The organism is Methylomonas sp. BG-2 (genome assembly GCF_057766305.1).
This window is the reverse complement of sequence record NZ_JBYMAP010000054.1, coordinates 1-21,487: the sequence shown is the minus strand read 5'-3', so window position 1 is coordinate 21,487 and position 21,487 is coordinate 1. Positions and strand designations below refer to the sequence as shown.

Annotated in this window: 17 protein-coding genes and 1 pseudogene; 7 read left to right on the top strand and 11 right to left on the bottom strand. The window is 57.6% G+C overall.

Annotation, left to right across the window (positions count from 1 at the left end; all coding sequences use genetic code 11):
- Positions 1-187 (top strand): hypothetical protein (locus AC3B8H_RS07335; RefSeq protein WP_488440950.1); only part of this gene is annotated, 187 nt, incomplete at its 5' end.
- Between the two features lie 122 nt (positions 188-309).
- On the opposite strand, the gene nadA is transcribed toward AC3B8H_RS07335, so the two are convergent.
- On the bottom strand, positions 310-1,404 hold the full coding sequence (gene nadA / locus AC3B8H_RS07330; RefSeq protein WP_488440949.1) for a quinolinate synthase NadA: 1,095 nt from the start codon (positions 1,402-1,404) through the stop codon (positions 310-312).
- A gap of 206 nt (positions 1,405-1,610) precedes the next feature.
- Complete coding sequence (locus AC3B8H_RS07325) at positions 1,611-2,129, bottom strand: DUF2780 domain-containing protein (protein ID WP_488440948.1); 519 nt, start codon at positions 2,127-2,129, stop codon at positions 1,611-1,613.
- A 235-nt stretch (positions 2,130-2,364) separates the two neighbouring features.
- On the opposite strand from AC3B8H_RS07325, the gene AC3B8H_RS07320 reads away from it, so the two are divergent.
- The 3 genes from AC3B8H_RS07320 (at position 2,365) to AC3B8H_RS07310 (ending at position 8,602) form a co-directional block, all read left to right on the top strand.
- Positions 2,365-3,294: a ZIP family metal transporter gene (locus AC3B8H_RS07320; RefSeq protein ID WP_488440947.1), complete on the top strand. Its 930-nt coding sequence runs from the start codon at positions 2,365-2,367 to the stop codon at positions 3,292-3,294.
- A gap of 13 nt (positions 3,295-3,307) precedes the next feature.
- Positions 3,308-3,961, top strand: a complete 654-nt coding sequence (locus tag AC3B8H_RS07315) for a TMEM165/GDT1 family protein (protein WP_488440946.1) — start codon at positions 3,308-3,310, stop codon at positions 3,959-3,961.
- Positions 3,962-4,108: 147 nt separating this feature from the next.
- Positions 4,109-8,602 carry a bifunctional diguanylate cyclase/phosphodiesterase gene (locus AC3B8H_RS07310; RefSeq protein ID WP_488440945.1) on the top strand — a complete coding sequence of 1,498 codons (4,494 nt, stop codon included), beginning with the start codon at positions 4,109-4,111 and terminating at the stop codon, positions 8,600-8,602.
- Here the strand turns inward: AC3B8H_RS07310 and rnd are convergent.
- Entirely contained in the window at positions 8,599-9,753 is a 1,155-nt protein-coding gene (rnd, locus tag AC3B8H_RS07305; RefSeq protein ID WP_488440944.1) for a ribonuclease D, read from the bottom strand. The two genes, AC3B8H_RS07310 and rnd, sit on opposite strands and share 4 nt — an antisense overlap.
- Before the next feature lie 341 nt (positions 9,754-10,094).
- Here rnd and AC3B8H_RS07300 point away from each other — a divergent pair, with 341 nt between their 5' ends.
- Complete coding sequence (locus AC3B8H_RS07300) at positions 10,095-12,404, top strand: TonB-dependent receptor (RefSeq protein WP_488440943.1); 2,310 nt, start codon at positions 10,095-10,097, stop codon at positions 12,402-12,404.
- A 60-nt stretch (positions 12,405-12,464) separates the two neighbouring features.
- On the opposite strand, the gene AC3B8H_RS07295 is transcribed toward AC3B8H_RS07300, so the two are convergent.
- The 3 genes from AC3B8H_RS07295 to AC3B8H_RS07285 are packed head-to-tail and all read right to left on the bottom strand — an operon-like array spanning position 12,465 to position 17,210.
- The gene (locus AC3B8H_RS07295) at positions 12,465-13,037 is read right to left on the bottom strand and encodes a DbpA RNA binding domain-containing protein (protein ID WP_488440942.1); all 573 of its coding nucleotides are present in this window, start codon (positions 13,035-13,037) and stop codon (positions 12,465-12,467) included.
- 11 nt (positions 13,038-13,048) lie between these two features.
- A complete protein-coding gene (locus tag AC3B8H_RS07290) occupies positions 13,049-14,329 on the bottom strand; it encodes a peptidylprolyl isomerase (protein WP_488440941.1) in 1,281 nt (426 codons plus the stop codon).
- Between the two features lie 7 nt (positions 14,330-14,336).
- Positions 14,337-17,210 (bottom strand): LPS-assembly protein LptD, encoded by a 2,874-nt coding sequence (locus AC3B8H_RS07285; RefSeq protein WP_488440940.1) that lies wholly within the window; start codon positions 17,208-17,210, stop codon positions 14,337-14,339.
- A gap of 96 nt (positions 17,211-17,306) precedes the next feature.
- Here AC3B8H_RS07285 and AC3B8H_RS07280 point away from each other — a divergent pair, with 96 nt between their 5' ends.
- Complete coding sequence (locus AC3B8H_RS07280; protein WP_488440939.1) at positions 17,307-18,308, top strand: aminoglycoside phosphotransferase family protein; 1,002 nt, start codon at positions 17,307-17,309, stop codon at positions 18,306-18,308.
- Positions 18,305-18,991 (top strand): N-acetylmuramate alpha-1-phosphate uridylyltransferase MurU, encoded by a 687-nt coding sequence (murU, locus tag AC3B8H_RS07275; protein WP_488440938.1) that lies wholly within the window; start codon positions 18,305-18,307, stop codon positions 18,989-18,991. Before AC3B8H_RS07280 ends, murU begins: the two co-directional genes overlap by 4 nt.
- Here murU and hemJ read toward each other — a convergent pair.
- The 5 genes and pseudogenes from hemJ to AC3B8H_RS07250 form a co-directional block, all read right to left on the bottom strand.
- Positions 18,988-19,413 (bottom strand): protoporphyrinogen oxidase HemJ, encoded by a 426-nt coding sequence (hemJ, locus tag AC3B8H_RS07270; RefSeq protein WP_488440937.1) that lies wholly within the window; start codon positions 19,411-19,413, stop codon positions 18,988-18,990. The two genes, murU and hemJ, sit on opposite strands and share 4 nt — an antisense overlap.
- Before the next feature lie 78 nt (positions 19,414-19,491).
- On the bottom strand, positions 19,492-20,079 hold the full coding sequence (locus tag AC3B8H_RS07265) for a DUF4124 domain-containing protein (RefSeq protein ID WP_488440936.1): 588 nt from the start codon (positions 20,077-20,079) through the stop codon (positions 19,492-19,494).
- An 86-nt stretch (positions 20,080-20,165) separates the two neighbouring features.
- Positions 20,166-20,453, bottom strand: a complete 288-nt coding sequence (locus AC3B8H_RS07260) for a lipid-A-disaccharide synthase N-terminal domain-containing protein (protein ID WP_488440935.1) — start codon at positions 20,451-20,453, stop codon at positions 20,166-20,168.
- Positions 20,446-21,171, bottom strand: coding sequence for a glycosyltransferase family 2 protein (locus tag AC3B8H_RS07255; RefSeq protein WP_488440934.1), 726 nt, complete (start codon positions 21,169-21,171; stop codon positions 20,446-20,448). Before AC3B8H_RS07255 ends, AC3B8H_RS07260 begins: the two co-directional genes overlap by 8 nt.
- 63 nt (positions 21,172-21,234) lie before the next feature.
- A pseudogene (locus AC3B8H_RS07250) lies at positions 21,235-21,487 on the bottom strand (ArnT family glycosyltransferase); the annotation flags it as partial.

Here is a 21,487-nt window from a genome sequence, read left to right as displayed (position 1 = left end):
TTTGGACTTGTCGGTCTACGGCCCAACCGGCGCTTACGTCGGTGGTTCGTGGTCCTGGGACAATGCCTACGAAACCGTCAATTTCACGCCGACGGTTTCCGGCACCTACACCATCAAAATCAAACGTTACGCCAATCGCGACACCGGCGCCGACTTCAGATTGGGCTTGTTAATCAATACCTATTGATCGAGGTCTCGATCCCGCAACTTCACGAAGGCCCGCCTCAGCGGGCCTTCCCGGTTGTCCGACCGCGCGAGCGGGCCTGAAATTTGCCGGCGATGTGTTGCGACGGCGGGCGGGGATTGTCTTCAAGACGCCGTCAGCATGTTTTCCAGCGCCAATTTAGCCAGCGCGGCCTGTTCCGCCGGGACCGACACCCGGTTGACGACATGGCCGGCGGCCAGATTTTCCAACACCCAGCACAAATGCTGCGGATCGGTACGGAACATGGTCGAGCACATGCTCAAGGTCGGCGCCATGAAATGCACGCTTTTGCCGTCGGCCTTGCATTCCTGAGCCAGCCGGTTGACCAGATTCAATTCGGTGGCGACCAGCCAGCGGGTATTGGGCTCGGCTTCGCGGACAATCTTCAGAATCATCTCGGTGGAACCGATGTAATCCGATTTTTCGCACACTTCGAAGCAAGCTTCCGGGTGGGAAATGACGATGGTCTCCGGATATTTGGCCTTGAAGTTGTCGATTTGCTCGGGTTGAAAGGCCTGATGCACCGAACAGTAACCCTTCCACAAAATCATTTTGGCGTCGCGGATTTGCTGCTCGCTCAGGCCGCCTTGCGGTTGGTTGAAATCCCAGGTGACCATCTGCTCCAGCGGGATGCCCATTCGGTAACCGGTGTTGCGGCCCAGGTGCTGGTCGGGGAAAAACAAAACTTTTTCGCGGCGCTCGAAGCTCCAATTCAGGATTTTTTGGGCGTTGGACGAGGTACAAACGATACCGCCGTGCTGGCCGCAAAAGGCTTTCAAGTCGGCGGCGGAATTGATGTAGGTGACCGGCGTCACCGAATTTTCAACGTCGATGATCTTGGCCAATTCGTCCCAACATTGCTGAACCTTAAGCTTGTTGGCCATGTCGGCCATCGAGCAGCCGGCGGCCATGTCCGGCAAAATCGCGATCTGCTCCGGCCGGGACAGGATGTCGGCGACCTCGGCCATGAAATGCACGCCGCAAAATACGATGAATTCGGCTCCTGACTGAGCCGCCTCGCGCGACAGTTTCAGCGAGTCGCCATAGATGTCGGCATGCTGGAACACTTCGTCACGCTGATAATGATGGCCCAGCACGATGCAGCGACCGTTTAACTGAGCTTTGGCGGCGGCGATACGTTCGGCGCACTCGGCGTCGTCCAACAAGGCGTAATCATGGATAGGTAGTGCGACAGTCATGGTTCAACCCAGCAATCAAAAGGACACATTGTAACGGCTTGGGCTACGAAATCGGTAGCCGGTTCCCGGCATCGGCTCAACCCGACCACCCAATCGTTAGATGACCACACCGCTGCCAAGCCAAGTCGCGGGCTTGTTCGCCGCCGGCCCCGCGTTATTAAGCCAGCGGAAAGTGCTAAACCTAGCGGCGGCCCGTCCCTACGAAACTAGCGGTACAAGGCTTGCTCCAACAAGGCCATCGCTGTCGCGCCGCCTTGATTTTGCACGTATTGCAACACCACCGGTACGAATTGGCCGATCATGCTGCTGTTCATGCCCAGGTTCTGGAACGACCCGGCCAAACCCAGCAAGCCGCCGGCCATGCCTAGTAGCGACGACCCGCCGTCATTGCCGAGCCTAGGCTGGCTCGAAACCGCGCCCAGATAACGGTCCATATCCGGCACATTGGCGCTAAGCAACGAAAAATCACCCGGATTCAAGCGCTGTCGCGCCAGCGAAAATATCGAACCCACTCCGCCCAGCGCTTGTTGCTGGGAAACCCCCAGTTGGCCGACCAGCAGGCCTACTAAGTCCGTCTCGGCGCCCAGGTTTCCGGCGGCCGGCACCAGCGGCCGCACCGGGGTTTGCGCGAACGTTTGCCCGGTGTAGGGCTGCGGCGCATTGCAGCCGACAGCCGCGACCACTGAAGCTAGAAAAAATCCTTTGCTGAAATTGTGTTTGCTCATCGTAACTCCCGTGAAAAAAGGCGGTTGCGGTCGGCATTCGCGGCGATGTGCGTTGAGTGCGCCGACCCCGCGCTGCGCGCATGATACCGAAATCGCGCCGGCTTCCCCGGCATATTTGCCCGTGGCTAGACAAATCCGCGAACTGCCCGCCGGCAACTGGCGCAACGAACATCGGCGGCGGCGGTTAATTCAGTATAATCGCGGCTTTACACACCTCACCTTCGGATAATAAAAAATGCAAAACATACAAGCCAAGCTCGAGGAATACTACCTCCGCCTCCAAGCCCATCCACAATATCTGAAAATCATGACGCTACCCACGCTGCAGCGCTGGGGCGTTCTGGCCGGTGTGTTTTTACTATCGCAAGTCGCGGTGTTCGGCAGCCTGTACCTGATATTCGACGGCGTGGTGGTGATCGGCTTCATGGCCAGCATTCTGGCGGGGCTGGCGACCGGCGTCGGTGCTTTGCCGGCGCTGTTTTTCAAGGACATTTCCGAGCGCCTGTTCAACAGCATGCTCGGCGCCGCCGCCGGGGTGATGCTGGCCGCCACCGCCTTCTCGCTGCTGGTACCAGGCATCGATTTCGGCGATCAGATCTGGCCGGGCAAGGGCTTGTGGATCGTCGCGGCCGGCATGTTGCTGGGCGCGGTGTTTTTGCATTTTGCCGACGAGCGTCTGCCCCACCTGCATTTCGATGCGGTCAGCGACGATAGTTTGAACTCGCTGCAAAAAATTTCGCTGTTTATCATCGCCATCACGATCCACAACTTTCCGGAAGGCATGTCGGTGGGCGTCAGTTTCGGCTCGGGCAATCTGAATAACGGTTTGGTCCTGGCTATCGCTATTGCGCTGCAAAACCTGCCGGAGGGTCTGGCCGTCGCGTTGCCGCTGGTCGGCTTGGGCTACAACAAATGGAAAGCGGTCGGCATCGCCACCGCGACCGGCTTGGTCGAACCGGTCGGCGGCCTGTTGGGCATTACGATGGTGACGGTGTTTTCGTCAATACTGCCGATTGCCATGGGCTTTGCGGCGGGGGCGATGTTGTTCGTGATCAGCGAGGAAATCATTCCGGAAACGCATGCCAAGGGCCGCTCGCGCATCGCCACGTTTTCGTTGATGATCGGCTTCATCATCATGATGATGCTGGACAAAATCCTGAGCTGAGCGCGCCGAGCCGATGGAACATCTGATCGAACTTATCAACCGTTTGATGCCCGCCGACCCAGCCGGCTTTTCGGCCGCGGCCGGCACCAGCCTGGCCTTGATCGCCGCCGCCGAAATCGGCGACAAAAGCCAACTGGTGTGCATGACACTGGCTTCGCGCCACCGGGCCGCTCCGGTCTGGTGGGGGGCTTTGGCCGCGTTCGCGCTGCTGAATACGCTGGCGGTGGTGTTTGGCGTCGCCATCGCTAACTGGCTGCCGGAATACCTGGTGTCGGCCGGCGTCGCGCTGTTGTTCGCCGGTTTCGGCTTGCATGCGGTGTTCAACCACGACAACCAGGACGATGACGAAGCCATCGTCGAAAAAAGCGGTCACGGCATTTTTCTGACCACATTTTTGCTGATTACCGTGGCGGAATTCGGTGACAAGACCCAGTTGGCGGTAGTTGGCTTCAGCAGTAGCGCGCCGGCGGCGGCGGTTTGGCTGGGCTCGACGGCGGCGCTGGGCTTGACCTCGTTGCTGGGGGTCGTCGCCGGGCGCACCGTGCTGCAAAAAATGCCGCTGGGCTTGCTTCACAAGCTCAGCGGTACGTTTTTCCTGATACTGGCGGCGGTCGCCGGCTATAAAACCTATCTGGGTTTGCACGCCGCCGGGCTGATCGGCCTCTGAGTTTTCCCCCGCATCGCGCTTTGGCGCGGGGGAAACGACGGCATTAGGCCCGAACCGGTTTACCGTGACCCGGCCCAGGCATTAAAACCGGCAACAGACTTGCGAGCTTCATTTTCGACAGTTACCGCTTCTTTATTACCTGATTTGATGGCTACTCCGCTCTACCGCCGGCGAGATTTGCCGGGTATTCTTAGCTTGGCCCTGCTTTACGGGGCCATCGGCAAAATCGCTTTGAGCTACTTTTCGACAAGTGGCAACGTCACGCTAGTCTGGTTTTCCGGCGGCTTGGGACTGGCGGCATTGCTGTTGAAAGGCCTGCGTTTTTGGCCCGGCATCTTCCTGGGCGCGCTGGCAGCCGGTTTGATGGTCAACGATTCGCCGTGGCTTTCGGGATTGATCGCGACCGGCAATACCTTGGAAACGCTAACCGCGGCGCGTTTGCTCGGCAACAGCCGCCACTTTTCGGCCAGCCTATCCGAACCCAAACACTTATTGACGCTGGTGCTGGTTGGCGTGGTTTGTTCCGCAATCAGCGCGGCGATCGGCCCCGCCGCTCTTTCGGCGACCGGTTACGTGCCCCCTGAAGCGTTGACCGAATCCATGCTGCACTGGTGGATGGCCGATGTATTTGGCATCGTCTTCGCCACTCCGGCCTTGTTGATCTGGCGGCGTTGGCCAAGCCGTTGGTTTCAAAACAATCGCTGGCCGGAAACCGTGGCTTTCGTCGGCCTCACCTTCCTGATCGGCCAAATTCTATTTTTCGACTGGTTTACCGACCGTTTGAAATTCGCGCCTCACACCTATTGGCCGTTTTTCTGCGTGCTTTGGGGTGCCATGCGATTTGGGCGGCACGGGGTCGTATTGGTGATGGTCGCCACCGCCGTACAAGCCTTGCTCGGGGCAGCGCAGCATGTCGGAAAATTCTCACACGATTTCGAGCAAAGCGATCTGTTCAATTTCTGGCTGTTCATGGCCGCGTTGTCCACCTGCGGCATGGCCTTGGCGCTGACCTTGCACAGTAGCCGGCGCATCGCCCGCGAATTGCTCGACAGCGAACTGCGGCTGCGCCATATCGTCGACGCCTCAGCCGTACCGCACATCCTGTACGACAGTGACGGCAATGTCGAGTTTTTCAACCCAGCCTTTACCTCGACGTTTGGTTATACCAAACAGGATATTCGCTGTCGTGACGACTGGTGGCGATTAGCCTACCCCGACCCGAATTACCGGGATTCAATCCTCGCCATTTGGCGGCATCATCTGCGCGACAGCCAAAACCAGCAAAATATCGCGCCGAAAAAAGTCGATATTCGTTGCCGCGACGGCGCTACCCGCACGGTCCTTGCCAATACCACCGCGCTTAGCGACTCCCCGCGAGGCGGTTATCTTGTCACCTACTTCGATATCACCGACCGGATGCGCTACGAAAAAGCGCTGACCGAATCCAATCTGCTGCTGCAAACGATACTGGAAACCTTACCGGTCAGAGTCTTCTGGAAAGACCGAAACTCGCGCTATCTGGGCTGCAATACGCTGTTCGCCAACGACGCCGGCCAGCGGCGCGCCTCGGAGATGATCGGCAAGGACGACACCCAAATGGCTTGGCGCGACCAAGCGGAGTTATACCAAAACGACGATTTGGCGGTCATGTCTTCCGGCCTGCCGAAGCTGAATTTCGAAGAACCGCAAACCACGCCGAGCGGCGATACCATCTGGCTGCGCACATCAAAAATGCCGCTGATCAATGGCGACGGCGCCACCATCGGCGTACTGGGGTTGTACGAGGACGTTACCCAAAGCAAGCAGGATCAACAACAACTGGCCGAGTCGCTATCGATGCTGCAAGCCACGTTGGAAGCGACCACGGCCGGCATCGTGGTGGTCAGCCTGGACGGCTATATTCGCGGCTTTAACCAGCGTTTTCAGGCGCTGTGGCAAATTCCGCCCGGCATGATACGCGAGGGCGACCACGGTCAGGTCTTGCTGGAATTCATCCTGAAGCAACTGAAGGAGCCGGAACTGACTCTCGCGAAGTTCAACGAATTGCAAGAACATCCCGAGTGGGAAGTCGAAAACCTGTTGGAACTGCTCGACGGCCGGCTGCTGGAACGATATTCTCGGCCGCAACGCATCGGCGACCGAATTATCGGCCGGGTCTGGAGTTACACCGACGTGACCGAAGTACGCGGACTCGAAAAGCAGTTGCAATGGCGCACCGCTTTTCTGGAAGCCGTGTTGGAATCGACGCCGGACGGCATCGTCGCCGTCGACGCCGAAGGCCGCAAGGTGCAGCAAAACCGTCGGATTGCCGAGATGTGGCGCCTGCCGCCGGAGGTGGCGAACCAGGACTGCATCGCCGCGCAGCTGGACATGGCGCGGCAACAGATGAAAAATCCGGACCAAATGACCCGGAGCATCGCATTGGTTGAGGCTCATCCCGATGCCGTCGCCCGCGACGAAGTGGAATTGCTCGACGACACGATACTGGAATTCCACACCGCGCCGATCCGCGACAAAACCGGCGTTTACCTTGGCCGCATCTGGCAATTCCGCGATGTGACCGCAACGCTTCGGGCGGAAAGGGCGTTACGGCAAAAAGAATATTATCAACGCGCCTTGCTCGACAACATTCCCCACGCAATCTGGCTGAAAGACCGTGACAGTCGGTTTTTGGCGGTCAATCAGGAATTCTCCGCCATCTTCGGCGCCGGCACGCCGGACGAGCTGGTCGGGAAATCCGATCTCGATATCGCACCACCTGAGCTCGCCGCACACTACCGCGCCGACGACCGCACCGTCATGGCGACCCGCGCCAATCTGGTCGTCGAGGAAGAGATCATCGACCGCGGCCTTCGCAAGTGGTACGAAACCTATAAAGCCCCGGTCATCGATCAGAGCGGCGAATTGCTGGGAACCGTGGGCTTTGCCCGCGATGTCAGCGAGCGCCGCAAGACCGAGGAGAATTTGCGGCTGGCCGCGCTGGTCTATCAGAACAGCAGCGAGGCGATGGTCGTCACTGATGCCGACAACAATATTCTCAGCGTCAACCCAGCCTTCAACGCGATGACCGGTTACGCAACCGACGAAGTCGTCGGACGAAATCCGCGGATATTAAAGTCGGATCAACACGATGCCGGGTTTTATGTGGCGTTGTGGCACGCGTTGGAAGCGACCGGCACTTGGCATGGCGAAATCAAGAATCGGCGTAAGGATGGCAGTATTTACGTGGAAGAATTAACGATCAACACGATTTACGACGCTGCCGGCCAACCGCAACGGCGGGTGGCCTTGTTTTCCGACATTACGCAACGCAAACAGTCGGAAGAGCAAATCTGGCGGCAAGCCAATTTCGATCCGCTGACGGGCTTGCCGAATCGCCGGATGTTTCGCGACCGTTTGGAACAGGAAATCAAAAAAGCCCACCGAATGGGCCAGATCTTCGCACTGATGTTTATCGATCTGGACCGTTTCAAGGAAGTGAACGACACGTTGGGCCATGACATCGGCGACCAATTGCTCAAGGAAACCGCGCAACGGCTACAGCTTTGCGTGCGAGAATCGGACACCGTGGCGAGGTTGGGCGGCGACGAATTCACCATCATTTTGGGCGAACTCGACGAACCCCGTAGCGCCGAACCGATCGCCCGCCATTTGCTGGAGCAATTGAGCGCGCCGTTCCAACTGGCCGAGGAAACCGCCTACGTCTCGGCCAGCATAGGCATCACTTTCTATCCGACCGATAGCAGCGATCTCAGCGAGCTGCTGAAGAACGCGGACCAGGCGATGTACGCCGCCAAAAATCGGGGCCGCAACGCCTACAGCTTTTTTACCAAGGCGTTGCAGGATGCGCTACAGGCGCGCGCGGTACTGCTGGCCGACCTGCGCAATGCGTTGAGCGAGCGGCAATTATCGCTGCACTACCAACCCATCGTGGATTTGGTCAGCGGCGAAGTTCATAAATCCGAGGCTTTGCTGCGTTGGCGACATCCGACTCGCGGCACCATCAGCCCGACTGAATTCATTCCATTGGCCGAAGAAACCGGCTTAATCAACAAGATTGGCGACTGGGTATTCGAAACGGCGGCCCGGCAGGTATTGGAATGGCAATGCCTGTTGCACGGCGAGTTTCAGATCAGCATTAACAAGTCGCCGGTACAGTTTCAAAGCGCCGGCCAAGCTCCCAGCCATTGGTTCGATTATTTGCGCGGCCTCGGCCTGTCCGGCCAAAGCATCGTCGTCGAAATCACCGAAGGCTTGCTGTTGGACGCCAATATCAGCGTTCAGGACCACTTGATGGCGTTCCGGGACGCCGGCATGCAAGTCGCGATCGACGACTTCGGCACCGGCTACTCGTCGCTGTCGTATTTGAAAAAATTCGACATCGATTATCTAAAAATCGATCAGTCGTTCGTCCGCAACCTGACCGAGGACTCCAGCGATTTCGCGCTATGCGAAGCGATTATCGTGATGGCCCACAAACTGGGCCTGAAAGTGATCGCCGAGGGCGTCGAAACCGAACGCCAGCGCGACTTGCTGAAATCGATAGGTTGCGATTACGGCCAGGGCTACTGGTTTTCACCGCCGTTGCCGGCGGAATTGTTCGCCCAACGCTTCGGTCTCGGCCGCGACCGCGAAGACTAAGCGGACACCGGACGAATCTCCACCGCGTCGTCACTCAAACGCAAGCTGAAATCGCCGCGCAGCAAGCCTTGCAATTCCCGGCCGGCCATGTTGTAGCGCCATCCCTGCAGCAGCAAACAATCGTCGTCGCCGGCCAACAACAGCTCCAGATCGTTGCGGGTCGCCAAAATAATCGGGTTCAGCGAGTTTTCCTCGGCCCGAATCCGGACGACCGCGCCCAGCACGTCCAGGATGGCTTCGGTTTGCTGGGTTTTCTTCTGAGGCTTGCCTTTTTCGACCAGCGGTTTGGGCGGCCTTTGGCGGGCGGCGTCGATCAGTTCACACAGGGTTTTGCCGTAGCGGTTGACGGTACGTTCGCCGATATTGCGCACTTTCGCCAAGTCGGCGACCGTTACCGGTTGCAACTTGGCCAACTCCAACAGCATGTCGTCGGCCAACAACCAGTTGCGAGGTTTATTCTCCTGTTGGGCAGTACGTTCGCGCCATTCGGTCAGGGCTTGCATGATGGACAGTTGTTTGCCGGTCAATTTATTCTTGCCGCGTATCCGCAACCAAGCGTTTTCCGGCGACAACTGATACAGCTCCGGATTATTCAACAACGCGAAATCGGCCTTCAACCAATCCAAGCGGCCGAGTTTATCCAATTGCTCGCACATCAAGGTGTAGATCTTGCATAGGTAAATCACATCGTCGGCGGCGTATTCGATCTGCTCCGGGCTCAATGGCCGCACCGACCAATCGGTACGGGTATGGGCCTTACTCAAATTGACGTTGAGAAAACTGGATACCAACATCGCGTAACCGGGATTTTCCTGAAACCCTAGCAACGGCGCGGCGATTTGAGTATCGAACACCGGCATCGGAATTTTGCCGCTCAGTTGATAGAAAATCTCCAAGTCCTGGCGACAGGAGTGCAGGACCTTGACGATGGCCGGATTGTAAATCGCGTCGAACAACGGACTCAGGTCGGCGATCGCCAGCGGATCGATACAGGCCACCCAATCCGGCGTGGCAATTTGCAGCAGGCAGAACTTGGGGTAATAGGTTTTCTCCCGCAAAAACTCGGTATCCAGCGCGATCCAATCGTGGCGGCCAATCTGCTCGCACAGAGTCTGAAGTTGTTGCGGAGTATCGATGTATTGGATGGTCATAATGTGTGATTGCGTAGGGGGAAAGATAACCTGGGCGGAATTTAAGGACCGCGCTCGATTCGGCATTGTCCGAATCGCGAACCGGCACGTCGGCAACTTCGCGAGCGGAAACATTTGAGTGTCGTGCTCGAGGGACTCGAACCCGACCGCCGCCAAACGCGGCTGAATCCGCCCTCTTCCTTAAACCGACCATTTTACCTTGCCGGGCGTCGAATGGCTCGACGAATCGGCGGTCGGTCGCCATACCCCTTTACCGGGACTTTTTCCTTTTTTAGGCCCGGATCGTCCCTCCAACATTCTGTTGATTATCATCGGTCGGCTAACGATAATTTGAGGCGATCATGAAAAAACTAGTGCTCGGCATACTACCCTGCTTCGGTATGTTGCCCTTGGCAAAAGCAATAGCCGAGGAAGTAGCCCCCACCAAATTGGACAGTGTCGAAGTCGTCGCCGTGACGCCGCTGCAATTTGGCGGCGTCGATATCAACAAAATTCCCGCCCACGTTCAAACCGCGAATGCCGAGAAACTCCAAGAATCTCAGGCCTTGTCGCTGGCGGACTACATGAACCGCTACCTGGGCAGCGTCAACGTCAACGACGCCCAAAACAATCCACTGCAACCGGACATTCAATACCGGGGCTTCAGCGCGTCGCCGCTGATGGGCCTGCCGCAAGGCTTGGCCACTTACGTGAACGGTATTCGCTTTAACGAACCCTTCGGCGACATGGTCAACTGGGATTTGATCCCCAGCGGCGCGATCGACAACATGAGCCTGCAACCCGCGTCCAATCCGGCCTTCGGCTTGAATGCGCTGGGCGGTTCCATCAACATCAACACCAAGACCGGATTTTCGGCGCCCGGCCACAGCTTCGAAGCGCAAGGCGGCTCCTGGGACCGGCATTCCGAGGAAGTCACCAGCGGCTGGAACGACGGTACCTGGGGCTATTTCCTGGACTTTAAATATTTCAACGAGAAGGGCTGGCGCGCCCACTCACCCAGCGAGGCCAAGCAAGGCTTCGGCACGCTGAGTTGGCGCGGCGTCAAATCCAGTCTGGATTTAAGCATCGCCGGCACCGACAACACGCTGCGCGGCAACGGTGCCCTGCCCCAGCAAATGCTGGCTTACGGTCGCGACCAAGTGTTCACCCACCCGGACATCACCCGCAACCGGATGCTGCTGGTTTCTCTGGACGGCGATACCTGGCTGAACGACCACAACCAGCTGTCCGGCACACTGTACTACCGGCGCAATAAAATCAGCACCTACAACGGTGACGGCAGCGAGTTCGGCCCCTGCTCCGGCGACCCAACCGAACTATGCGACGAAGAAGACGAAGAATTACTGGCTTTGGGCGGCGGCGGTATCGATGCCGATGAAGCGTTCGAGGGCGGTACGATCAACACTTCCAGCACCTTGCAACAATCGTTCGGCTTTGCATTGCAAGACGCCTTCGACCACAAGATTTTCGGCCGCGACAACCATCTGGTCGGCGGCGCCAGCTTCGACCACGGCCACTCCCGTTACCACGCCGACACCGAATTGGGCGCGCTGACCGGCGATCGCGGCGTCGCGGCCGGCGGCGTGCTGTTGCAGGATTCGCACGTCAGGCTCACCGCCGAAACCGATCATTACGGGCTGTTTTTGACCGACACCTATAACCTGACCGACCACCTCGATGTCACGGTATCCGGCCGCTACAACCAGTCACACGTCAAACTGCGCGACCACTTCGGCGACGAGCTGAACGGCAGTCATTCCTACGATCGCTTCAACCCGGCCGCCGGCCTGACTTATGCGTTCATGCCGGAACTGACCTTCTACGGCAACTACAGCGAATCCTCGCGAATTCCGACGCCAATGGAATTAAGCTGTGCCGATCCGACCGCGCCGTGCAAATTGCCCAACGCTTTCGTCTCGGATCCACCGTTGAAACAAGTGGTCGCCAATACCTGGGAAACCGGGTTTCGCGGCCGTTTGAGCCACTTATTGGACGGTTACGTCGATTGGAATGCCGGCTTTTTCCATACGATCAACAACAACGACATCATTTTTCAAAGTTCGGGTAGCGTGATCGGCAACACCGGCTATTTCGCCAACGTCGGCCAGACGCAACGCCAAGGCGCGGAATTGGGTCTGTCCGGCAAGTTTTACGAACGCTGGCGCTGGTCGGCGAACTACAGCTATATCGACGCCACTTTCCAGACGCCGTTCCTGTCCAGCAGCCCGAACAATCCGGCCGCCGACGGCGACGGCAATATCCGCGTCGATGTCGGCGACCGGATTCCCGGCATACCGGCTCATCAATTCAAAGTCAGCAACGACGTGGACATTCTGCCGCAATGGACCCTGGGCTTTGACATGAATTACAACAGCTCCCAGGCACTGCGCGGCGACGAAGCCAATTTGACCGCCAAATTGCCGGCCTTCGTCGTGTTCAATTTGCGTAGCGAATACCGCTTCAACCAACACGTGACGCTGTTCGGCCGGGTGAACAATCTGTTCGACCGTGAATACGCCAACTTCGGCACCTGGGGCAATACCGGCGAAGTATTGGATGGCGTCAATTCCAGCTATAACGACGTGAACGCGCGGTTTGTTGGCGTCGGCGCGCCACGCGCGGCCTGGATAGGCGTTCGGCTGACGATGTAAGCTTGTCGGCGCCAGGGAAGGCGTCGCGGCGACACAGGGTCGTGTCGCTGAAATCGGCGGCTAGTCCGCCGATTGGCAAGCCAGGGATTCACCGGCCGATTCGGCCGCGGACTTGCCTCGCGCTTGGCGAAACTTGTTGGGCCGGACCCGGCGGATGTTCAATTTGTGAGGGCCTATCGTGGCTTCGGTCAACAGTTGAAAAATATCGGTCGGCATACCGTCCGGCAACTCCACCAAGGTATAGTGCTGGCGAATATCAATGCGACCGATACGGCGCTTATCGACGCCGGACTCCTGCACCAATACCTCTTGAATCTGCTCACGCGCGATCTGATGCTGTAAACCCACGTCCAGTCGGTAACGCACCATCTTGTAATCCAGCCAGGGTACCTTCGAAGCGGGCGTTTCGGCTACCGCCGATTTTGCCAGTACGGGCGCCGCGGCGGCGACAGGCCCGCCGAATAGCTGGGGGTGACTCAGATAAGTCAACGCCGCCGCGCAAGTCAAAGCATCCAACCCTAGTTCGGCCATCGCGGCTTGCACGAACTCGCGTTGCTTGGTCAAATCCTGATCCTTGGCGATACGCTGCAAACGCCGTTTCAGTTTTTCTTCCCTGCGTTTTTCAGCCGACATCGTTGCTCTCGTTACAGACGGTCGGAGTCGATTTCAACGTAGGCTTCGTCGCGCAAACGCCGCAACCACAACTCGGTCTCTTCCTCGATTTTACGTTTGCGAATTTCCTCGCGGATTTTGTCCTTCTTGAATTGCTCGCTGTTGTCCTGATTTTCGCGACCAAGTACCTGGATCATGTGCCAGCCGAACTGGGTTTGCACCGGCGCGCTGATTTCGTTGATGCCCAGTTTGCTCATGGCTTCCTCGAACGGCGGCACCAACGCGCCCGGGCTCACCCAATCCAAGGAACCGCCATTGATCGCGGAGCCTTTATCGTCGGAATGCGCGCGCGCCAGCGCGGCAAAATCGTCACCGTCGTTGATGCGCTCCTTCAAAGCCAGCAATCGCTTTTGGGCCTCGGCGTCGTCGACCAGTTCGTTAGTCTTGATCAGAATATGCCTGACCTTGGTCTTGGTCACGATGTGCTGGGCACCACCTTCGGTTTCCAGCATTTTGATAATGTGAAATCCGCTGGGGCTGCGAATCGGCTCGGAAACGTCGCCTTGCCCCATGGTCGGCACCACATCGGCGAACAAGGACGGAATCTGCCCAAGGCTGCGCCACCCCAAATCGCCGCCTTTCAGCGCGTTATTGTCGTCGGACACGCCAACGGCGGTTTGCTTGAAATCCTTGCCGCCGCGTAACTCCGCCACGATTTGGTCGGCCTTGTCCTTGGCTTTCTGGATCGCGCCGGCCGAGGCGCCCTCCGATACCGCCACCAGAATATGTCCTAAATGGTATTGGGAAGAGGTTTGACCGGCCTTGCCCTGGGTTTCCAGGTAATGCGCGACTTCGGCGTCGGTGACCTTGACCCGGCTGCCGATTTCCCGGCCGCGCAACTGGTTGATGACGATTTCGTTACGCAGATTGTCTTCGAAACTCTTGTAATCCATGCCCTGCCGCGTCAGCTCGTCGCGAAAAGCTTCGACCGACAAGCCGTTCCGCGAGGCAATGTCGGCGACCGACGACCGAAGCATTTCGTCGCTGATCTGCACGCCGGAGCGCGCCGCCAGCTGCCGCTGCAATTTATCGACGATCATTCTTTCCAAGACTTGCTTGCGCAGCACGAACTCAGGCGGCATCGTCACGTTGTTGCTGGACAACTTGGCGGTAATAGCCTCGACTTCCCGGTTCAATTCACGTTCCAGGATGACGTCGTCCTCGACCACCGCAACGATCCGGTCCAACACCTGCGTCCAACCGACCGTCATGTAAGTCAGCAAGGCCAGCATCCAAAATCCCTGTTTGATCATAGGCAATTTACTCGAAGAAACTGGCTTTACGATAGCCGTTCAAGTTGGTATTCAAGAAAGTATCGACGCTGTCGCCGAAACTGCTCAGACCTTTCAATTCCAGTTGCACGAAGAATGCGGTCTCCGGTTTGGTACTCGGATCGTTCAGCACCGTGATGTTATTGGCGGCGTTGATATAACGGCGACCGATAATCCGAAAACGCCAGCAGCAGTTTTCCTTTTCGATACCGATGAAACTTTCGGTGGTTTTGTCGAAATTCAACGAGTACTGCCAACGACCCAGACCGTACCATTCGCCGAACAGCGGAAGACGGAACGACACGTCGGTTTGCGAAATCGTCTGCAAACTGTCCAATGGATTACGCCGATACCGGTAGCCCAAGTTCAAGATTTGATTGGGTTGGTTTCTAAACTTCAACACCGCCTGCCCGCGCGCAATCCCGTTGGTTTCTGGGTCCCACTGCGCACCGGTCGAATAAGACCAGTTGCGGTTCATTTGACCGCTGAGTTCGCCGATAAAATTCGAGGTGTTACTGGTCAGCGCCGCCGTGTTGCTATTCAGATAATCCAAATCGACGTTTCTGTCTTGGAAATAGATAATTTGTCCCAGATTCAGTTTCAGAGGCTCCAAACCGGTGGTCGAATCGATAAACCGCGAAGTAGCCGCAAGCGTAATCTGATTCGCGTCTTGCACGCGGTCGGCACCGCTGAAACGGTTTTCCCTGAACAAGCTGTAAAAGTTGGTATCGAATAGATTAGTATCGAATATCGGTATATTGCTCTGATCTTTACGCGGGATATACAGATAAAACAGCCGCGGTTCCAGCGTATGGGTGTAGGGCGTTCCCGCCAGCGTCATTTCCTTATCGAACATCAAACCGGTATCCACCGAAAAGATCGGCAAAAACCGACTGACGCTGGAAGGTTGAGCCGGATTGGTAATGTTGTTTAACTGGTACTGCGTATATTGGCCGGTCAGCTTGGGTATCAAGAACCCGGCGCCGCTCTCCAGCGGCATGCTCACCGAAGGCGCAATATTGTAGCGCTGCGCATTCACCAAGGTATCGTGGCTGAAATAGACAAACTGGTTGTCCAACGCCAAGTTGACCGGGAGATTTTCAAACTGATGCGCGTAATTTAAATTGACTCTCGGCAGCATATCGTAAGGCATGCCGGCGTCGGTCACGGTCTTATCCACCGATTGATAGTGTTGAACGCCGGCCTGCAGCGAAACGTCGGAGATTCCGTAGTTCACGTAAGCGTTACTCGACAAAAACCGCGTGTCTTGAAAGCCCAGCGCATTGTTCAAGTCGTTGAAATAGGTTTTGTCCGATACATAGTTCAAGTTGACCGAGGTCCGCAGGTTCGGGGCAAACACGCTTTGATCCTGCCAGGATCCGGAATACCGGGATTTATCGGCAATCTCGTCGTAAGGCAAAAGCTCAGCGGCGAATGTCCCTTGCGAGGTCTCGGTCAAATACCGGAACTTGTTGCGAATCTGCTCGCCGCGCTTGCTCATGTAGCGCAAGGTGATAATGTCGTCGAAATTGGGGGCGATATTCCAATAAAACGGTACGGAGGCGTCGAAGCCGTTCCGTTGGGTGCTGCCCCAGGTCGGCGCCAGCAGGCCCGACAGACGCCGACTGTCGGTCGGAAACGAGATGTAGGGGGTGTACAGCACCGGTACGCCTTTGAACTCCAGCCAGGCATTTTTGGCCGAGCCTTGCCCGGACTCCCGATTGATTTTGACCCGCGACGCGTGCATGATCCAATCCTGATTGCCCGGTGAACAACTGGTAAAGGCCGCTTCGTTGTAACGCGACAAACTTTTACTATCGCGGTACACCACATCGGCGCTACCCCGAAACGGCGCCTCGGGAACCACAAACAGGGCCTTGCGCAAGCGCGCCTCATCCTTACCCAGGCTCAGCGACGCGGTGTCGCTGAACATCGCCAATTGATCCTCGCTATACAAGACGTTGCCTTGAGCGTCCAGGGTTTCCGCGACGGTATCGTAGCTGGCCTTATCCGCGATCAAGTGCTGATCGGCCCGGGTCAAGTCAACGTTGCCGGCAAAATTGAGAACCTCGCCGTCGTACACTTCGGAAAAATCGGCGGTCACGTCGGTGGTTGCCGCGTCGCGCGCCTCTTTGGAGGTCGCTTTGATTTTGCGTTTCTTGCTGCCCCAAGTCGAGCAGTTCTGCCAGGGATCGCGGTCGAACTCGCCGCGCAAGGTCTGGAAGGAACGTTCTTGCTGATAGGAAAAAGTTGGCGTCAGCCAATAGGTCGCGGCAAGCTCGGTCTCGACTTCGCTGACCGGCCGTGCCTCGCCTTTTGGGTCGGCGCCGACCAGATTGCAATTCCAGCCGCTTTTATCATCGCCGGTCTTGCAGGTCCAACCGGGCACCGACCCAGAAGATGCGGTCTGGCTTTTCGGTTGCGCGGGCTCGGCGGCCGGTTTTTGCGGCTCGTTGACCTTAACCCGGAGTTTTTGGGCCTCGCTGACCGCTTTTTCGACCACTTTAACTTTTTCCCGCTCGGGCACGGCCACCGGCGCGGGTTGAGCGACTTGCGGGGTCGGGGGCGGCGCCGACTCGGGCTCCGCCGGCTTGGGCTCGGCTTGCCGAATCGGCGTAACCTCGGGCTTGACCTCGGGCTTGACCTCGGGCTGCGCTGGCTTGGCTGTTTGTGCCGGCGGCGCGGGCTGGGTTTTGATTACCTGAGGTTGAGGCGGCGTGCCGGCGGCTGGGGTTTGGTTCAAACAAGTCCATTCGCCGCTCTGTGACTGCTCGCAATTCCAGGCGCCGTTACTCGCCGCGGAAACCGCACTGGTGGTGTACAAGGACAATGCCAACGAAATGGAGTGAACCCGAAAATTCATGAAGTGGCTTGAGCGGCTAAGTGGCTTAGCGGAACGAAAATCGAATAAAATGCATGCTCGTCATTTTACCTTAGGTTGCACGGCAATAAGTAACTAATGTATTTTTCCAGTTCAGACTCAAGACTCGCGGAACTCAATGCCTGGCTAGTCAACGACTTGGCGATGGACGTTCGCGGCATCGCGCCTGCGTCCAGCGACGCCAGTTTCCGGCGCTATTTCAGGATCAGCCATGGCCTGGGCAGCCAAATTGTCATGGATGCCCCGCCGGACAAAGAGAACACCGAGCCCTTCGTCAAGGTAGCCGAGTTGTTCGCCGGCGCCGACATCCACGTACCTAAAATTTTTCGCCAAAACCGCCAACGCGGCTTTTTGCTGCTGGAAGACTTCGGCAGCACCAGCTATCTCGACGCACTGACTCCGGACAACGCCGACAGGCTTTACGGCGATGCCATCGACGGCTTGCTGGCGCTGCAAACCCGCCTCGACCGCGCCACTTGCGAGCTACCGATGTACGACGCCGCACTGCTGCGCCGGGAGCTGGGGATTTTCCACGAATGGTTCCTGGCCGGCCGACTGAATCTGACCATGCCCAGCGATCTGGCCGACGCGATGCACAGCCTGTTGATCGATTCCGCGCTCGAGCAACCTCGGGTGTGCGTGCACCGCGACTACCACTCGCGTAACCTGATGCTGCTGGCCCAAGCGTCGCCCGGCGTCATCGACTTCCAAGACGCGGTGATCGGCCCCGTGACCTACGATCTGGTTTCACTGTTACGCGATTGCTATATCGCTTGGCCGGAAGAACGGGTTTATGCCTGGGTCGATCTTTATTATCGTAAAGCGCTGACGCTAAACCTGACCGACGCCGACTTCGAACAATTCCGGCGCTGGTTTGATCTGATGGGGATGCAGCGCCACCTGAAGGCCATCGGCATCTTCGCCCGCCTCCACCTTCGCGACGGCAAATCCGGTTACTTGCAAGATATTCCCCGCACATTGGCCTATGTGGAAGGGGTTTGCGGTCGTTATACCGAGTTGGCGAAAATCGGGGATTTCCTGCAACAACATGTCCTGCCGCGTTACGCCGAAACCTTATGAAAGCCATGATCCTGGCGGCCGGCCGCGGCGAACGCATGCGGCCATTGACCGACCACACTCCGAAACCACTGCTGAGAGCCAACGGCAAGCCGTTGATCGAATATACGATAGAACAACTCGCCTCGGCCGGGTTTAACGAAATCGTGATCAACGTTGCCCATCTTGGCGAACAAATCGTCGGCTACTGCGGCGACGGCGAGCGCTGGGGGGTGAGGATACGCTATTCCGACGAAGGCGACACCGCGCTGGAAACCGCCGGCGGCATTGCCAAAGCGCTGCCCTTACTGGGCGAGGCTCCGTTCTTGACCTTGAATGCCGACGTGGCTTGCGACTTCCCGTTGGAAAAATTGCGGGCGGTCGATGTCGATCTTGCCCATTTGGTGATGATCCCCAACCCACCGCATCATCCCGCCGGCGATTTCGCGATCACGACCAGCGGCCGGCTATGCGAAGTCGGCGTCGGCAAACTCACCTACAGCGGCATCGGCGTTTATCATCCCGCCCTGTTCGCGGGCCTTGCGATCGCACCGTTAAAATTGCGCCCGGTACTGAACAACGCCATCCAGGCGGGCCGCATCAGCGGAGAGCGCTATAGCGGCTATTGGATGGACATCGGCACGCCCGAGCGCCTGCACGATTTATCGGAGCGGCTGACCAAGACCGCAGAAACCGCCTGGGCTTAAAACGGCTTGAGCACGGCCAGCCAGACGATCGCAAACAAAAACAACACCGGAATTTCGTTGACCCACCGAAAATAAACGTGGGAATGGCGGTTGCGGTCATACTTGAAATCCAACAACCACTTGCCGCACCAAGCATGATAGACCACCAGCAGCCCCAATAACGCTAGTTTGAGGTGCAACCAACCGCTACCGGAATACAAAGTCCAAGCATAATCGGCCAACATCCAGATCCCGAAGCCGAAGGTTGCGATCATGCCCGGCGTCATGATGCCGAAGTACAGCTTACGCTCCATGATCTTGAAACGCTCATGACTGACCGCGTCGTCGCTCATCGCGTGATAGACGAACAAGCGCGGCAGATAGAACAAGCCCGCGAACCAAGTCACCATAAAGATCAAATGCAGTGCTTTCAACCAAAGCATAGGCGTGTTCCTCCGTAGCGAACTAATAGGTAGCCCCGTGTAAAATACCCAAGCGCCCTCCGGGCAAACGACAGGCGCTTAACGACTACCAGCCTTGCCCCGCCGCTTCTGATCGACCGAGGATTGACCGTCGCGATTGTCGATCGCCGGCTGATTCGGCACTTCGCCGGACCGCCGTTCGTGTTCCTGATGATGCCGATGAGATTGGTCACCCGAATATCCCGGAGAACCGCCGATACCCGGCAAGCCGGGGATACCGGGCATCGGCGCCACCGGCGCGTAAATCACCGGCGCGCCGATGTAGGAATTGCGCCGCTCCAAAGCCTCGGCCTGACGCCGTTGCGCATCCGCTTGTTGTTGCTGGGCGAGCGCGCTACGCTTCATCGCCTCGACTTCCTCTATCTGGCGTTGCTGTTCGGCTTGCTGCTTTTCGGCCTCGAGCCGAGCGGCCTTTCTGACCTGATTTTCCTCACGCAAGGCTTCCAACTTGGCTTTGGCTTCCGCCTCCCGCGCCGGATCGGCATGGATGTCGAGTTGCCGGCCGCCTTCTTGCGCGCAAGGCTTTTGCTGGTAAACCGTTTTGCCGGACTTACCCGGACATTTGAACACCTCGGCTTGCACCGAAGCCATTCCGCACAAGCCCAATAAAAGCCATCCTAATCGCATATCCGCCTCGCAAATCGAATTTTAGGCGGCGACGATAATGATGCCGACTTAAGCCGGAATTAACGGCCGCGTGCCAACCGCGCGATCTACGCCTTACCGACTTCGTCGCCGGAGCGCGGATGGCGCAAAACAAAGTACAAGTTGCGAAAATAAATCAGCAAGCCCATACCCTGCCCCAAAATAAAGACCGGATCCTGCTTATGGATCGAATACACCAACAAGGTCACGCCGCCAAAGATGCTGAAGTACCAAAACATGGTTGGAATCACGCTGCGCTTTTGCCGTTCGCTGGCCAACCACTGCACCAGAAACCGCGCGGAAAATAAACCTTGCCCCAGAAATCCGACAATCAGCCACAGGGTATCGTTATCCACGCGCCACCTCGCTGACGATTGGCCGGCTATAACGACGTTTTAACCACACCACGCCCAACAAATCGACGATGCCGGCCAACAGTCGATCCAAGGTACCGTATTTCGATGTGCCGTGGCTACGCGAGCGATGATTGACCTTGACCGAAATCACCCGACCGCCGGCCATCCTAATCAAAGCCGGCAAAAACCGATGCATGTGATCGAAATACGGCAGAGCCAAAAAGCGATCGCGCCTAAATAACTTCAGGCCGCAACCGGTGTCCGGGGTTTCGTCGTGCAAGATCGCTTGACGAACCGCGTTGGCGAACTTCGATGAGAATCGCCGCCAACCGGTATCGTTACGTCGATGCCGAAAACCGGCCAACATCCACAACTGCTCGTCGTCAGCCACCTGTTGTGCCGCCGCCAGCTGGGGAATATCGGCGGGATCGTTCTGGCCATCGCCGTCCAACGTGGCTATCCAGGCGTGGCGCGCGGCAACCACCCCACTGTGCACGGCCCGGCTTTGACCGCAGCCGCGTTGGTGATTCAGCACTCTCAGGCTGGGGTAGCGCGCCATCAGCGCCCGCAAACGCGCCCCGGTGTCGTCGGTACTACCGTCATCGACAAAAACCATTTCGAAGGCAAATCGCCCTTCCAACGCCTGCTGTATTTCTTCGATCAACGGCCCGACATTGTCGGCTTCGTTGTGAACCGGGACCACCACGGAAATCTCCATAACACCACTTTCTTTACTAAAACAATCGATTATATCAAACCGCACCCGCGATTGGCCGGTCCATTAAAGCGCCTTGATTTCGCCAGCCCGATCGGCTCGGCGCACCACCAGCCAATATTCCCGATGGCGTTGCACCCAAAACTCGCTGCCCGGCGCCTGATTTTCCAGCGAAACCAAATAACCGTCCGGATGCTCCGCGGCCCACGCCTTGGCGCGTTCAGCGGCTATGACCGGTAGCGGCCGATCCAACTTGCCCAAAAAATTCAACTGGCCTTGATAGTTGCCGACATACACGTACAGCACCCCGGTATCGGCG

Coding starts and splice junctions, on each gene's coding strand:
- AC3B8H_RS07310 (WP_488440945.1), top strand. CDS start 4,109: ATGGCTACTCCGCTCTACCGCCGGCGAGATTTGCCGGGTATTCTTAGC.
- AC3B8H_RS07295 (WP_488440942.1), bottom strand. CDS start 13,037: ATGTCGGCTGAAAAACGCAGGGAAGAAAAACTGAAACGGCGTTTGCAG.
- nadA (WP_488440949.1), bottom strand. CDS start 1,404: ATGACTGTCGCACTACCTATCCATGATTACGCCTTGTTGGACGACGCC.
- hemJ (WP_488440937.1), bottom strand. CDS start 19,413: ATGCTTTGGTTGAAAGCACTGCATTTGATCTTTATGGTGACTTGGTTC.
- AC3B8H_RS07320 (WP_488440947.1), top strand. CDS start 2,365: ATGCAAAACATACAAGCCAAGCTCGAGGAATACTACCTCCGCCTCCAA.
- AC3B8H_RS07300 (WP_488440943.1), top strand. CDS start 10,095: ATGAAAAAACTAGTGCTCGGCATACTACCCTGCTTCGGTATGTTGCCC.
- AC3B8H_RS07255 (WP_488440934.1), bottom strand. CDS start 21,171: ATGGAGATTTCCGTGGTGGTCCCGGTTCACAACGAAGCCGACAATGTC.
- AC3B8H_RS07315 (WP_488440946.1), top strand. CDS start 3,308: ATGGAACATCTGATCGAACTTATCAACCGTTTGATGCCCGCCGACCCA.
- AC3B8H_RS07285 (WP_488440940.1), bottom strand. CDS start 17,210: ATGAATTTTCGGGTTCACTCCATTTCGTTGGCATTGTCCTTGTACACC.
- AC3B8H_RS07280 (WP_488440939.1), top strand. CDS start 17,307: ATGTATTTTTCCAGTTCAGACTCAAGACTCGCGGAACTCAATGCCTGG.
- AC3B8H_RS07290 (WP_488440941.1), bottom strand. CDS start 14,329: ATGATCAAACAGGGATTTTGGATGCTGGCCTTGCTGACTTACATGACG.
- murU (WP_488440938.1), top strand. CDS start 18,305: ATGAAAGCCATGATCCTGGCGGCCGGCCGCGGCGAACGCATGCGGCCA.
- AC3B8H_RS07265 (WP_488440936.1), bottom strand. CDS start 20,079: ATGCGATTAGGATGGCTTTTATTGGGCTTGTGCGGAATGGCTTCGGTG.
- rnd (WP_488440944.1), bottom strand. CDS start 9,753: ATGACCATCCAATACATCGATACTCCGCAACAACTTCAGACTCTGTGC.
- AC3B8H_RS07325 (WP_488440948.1), bottom strand. CDS start 2,129: ATGAGCAAACACAATTTCAGCAAAGGATTTTTTCTAGCTTCAGTGGTC.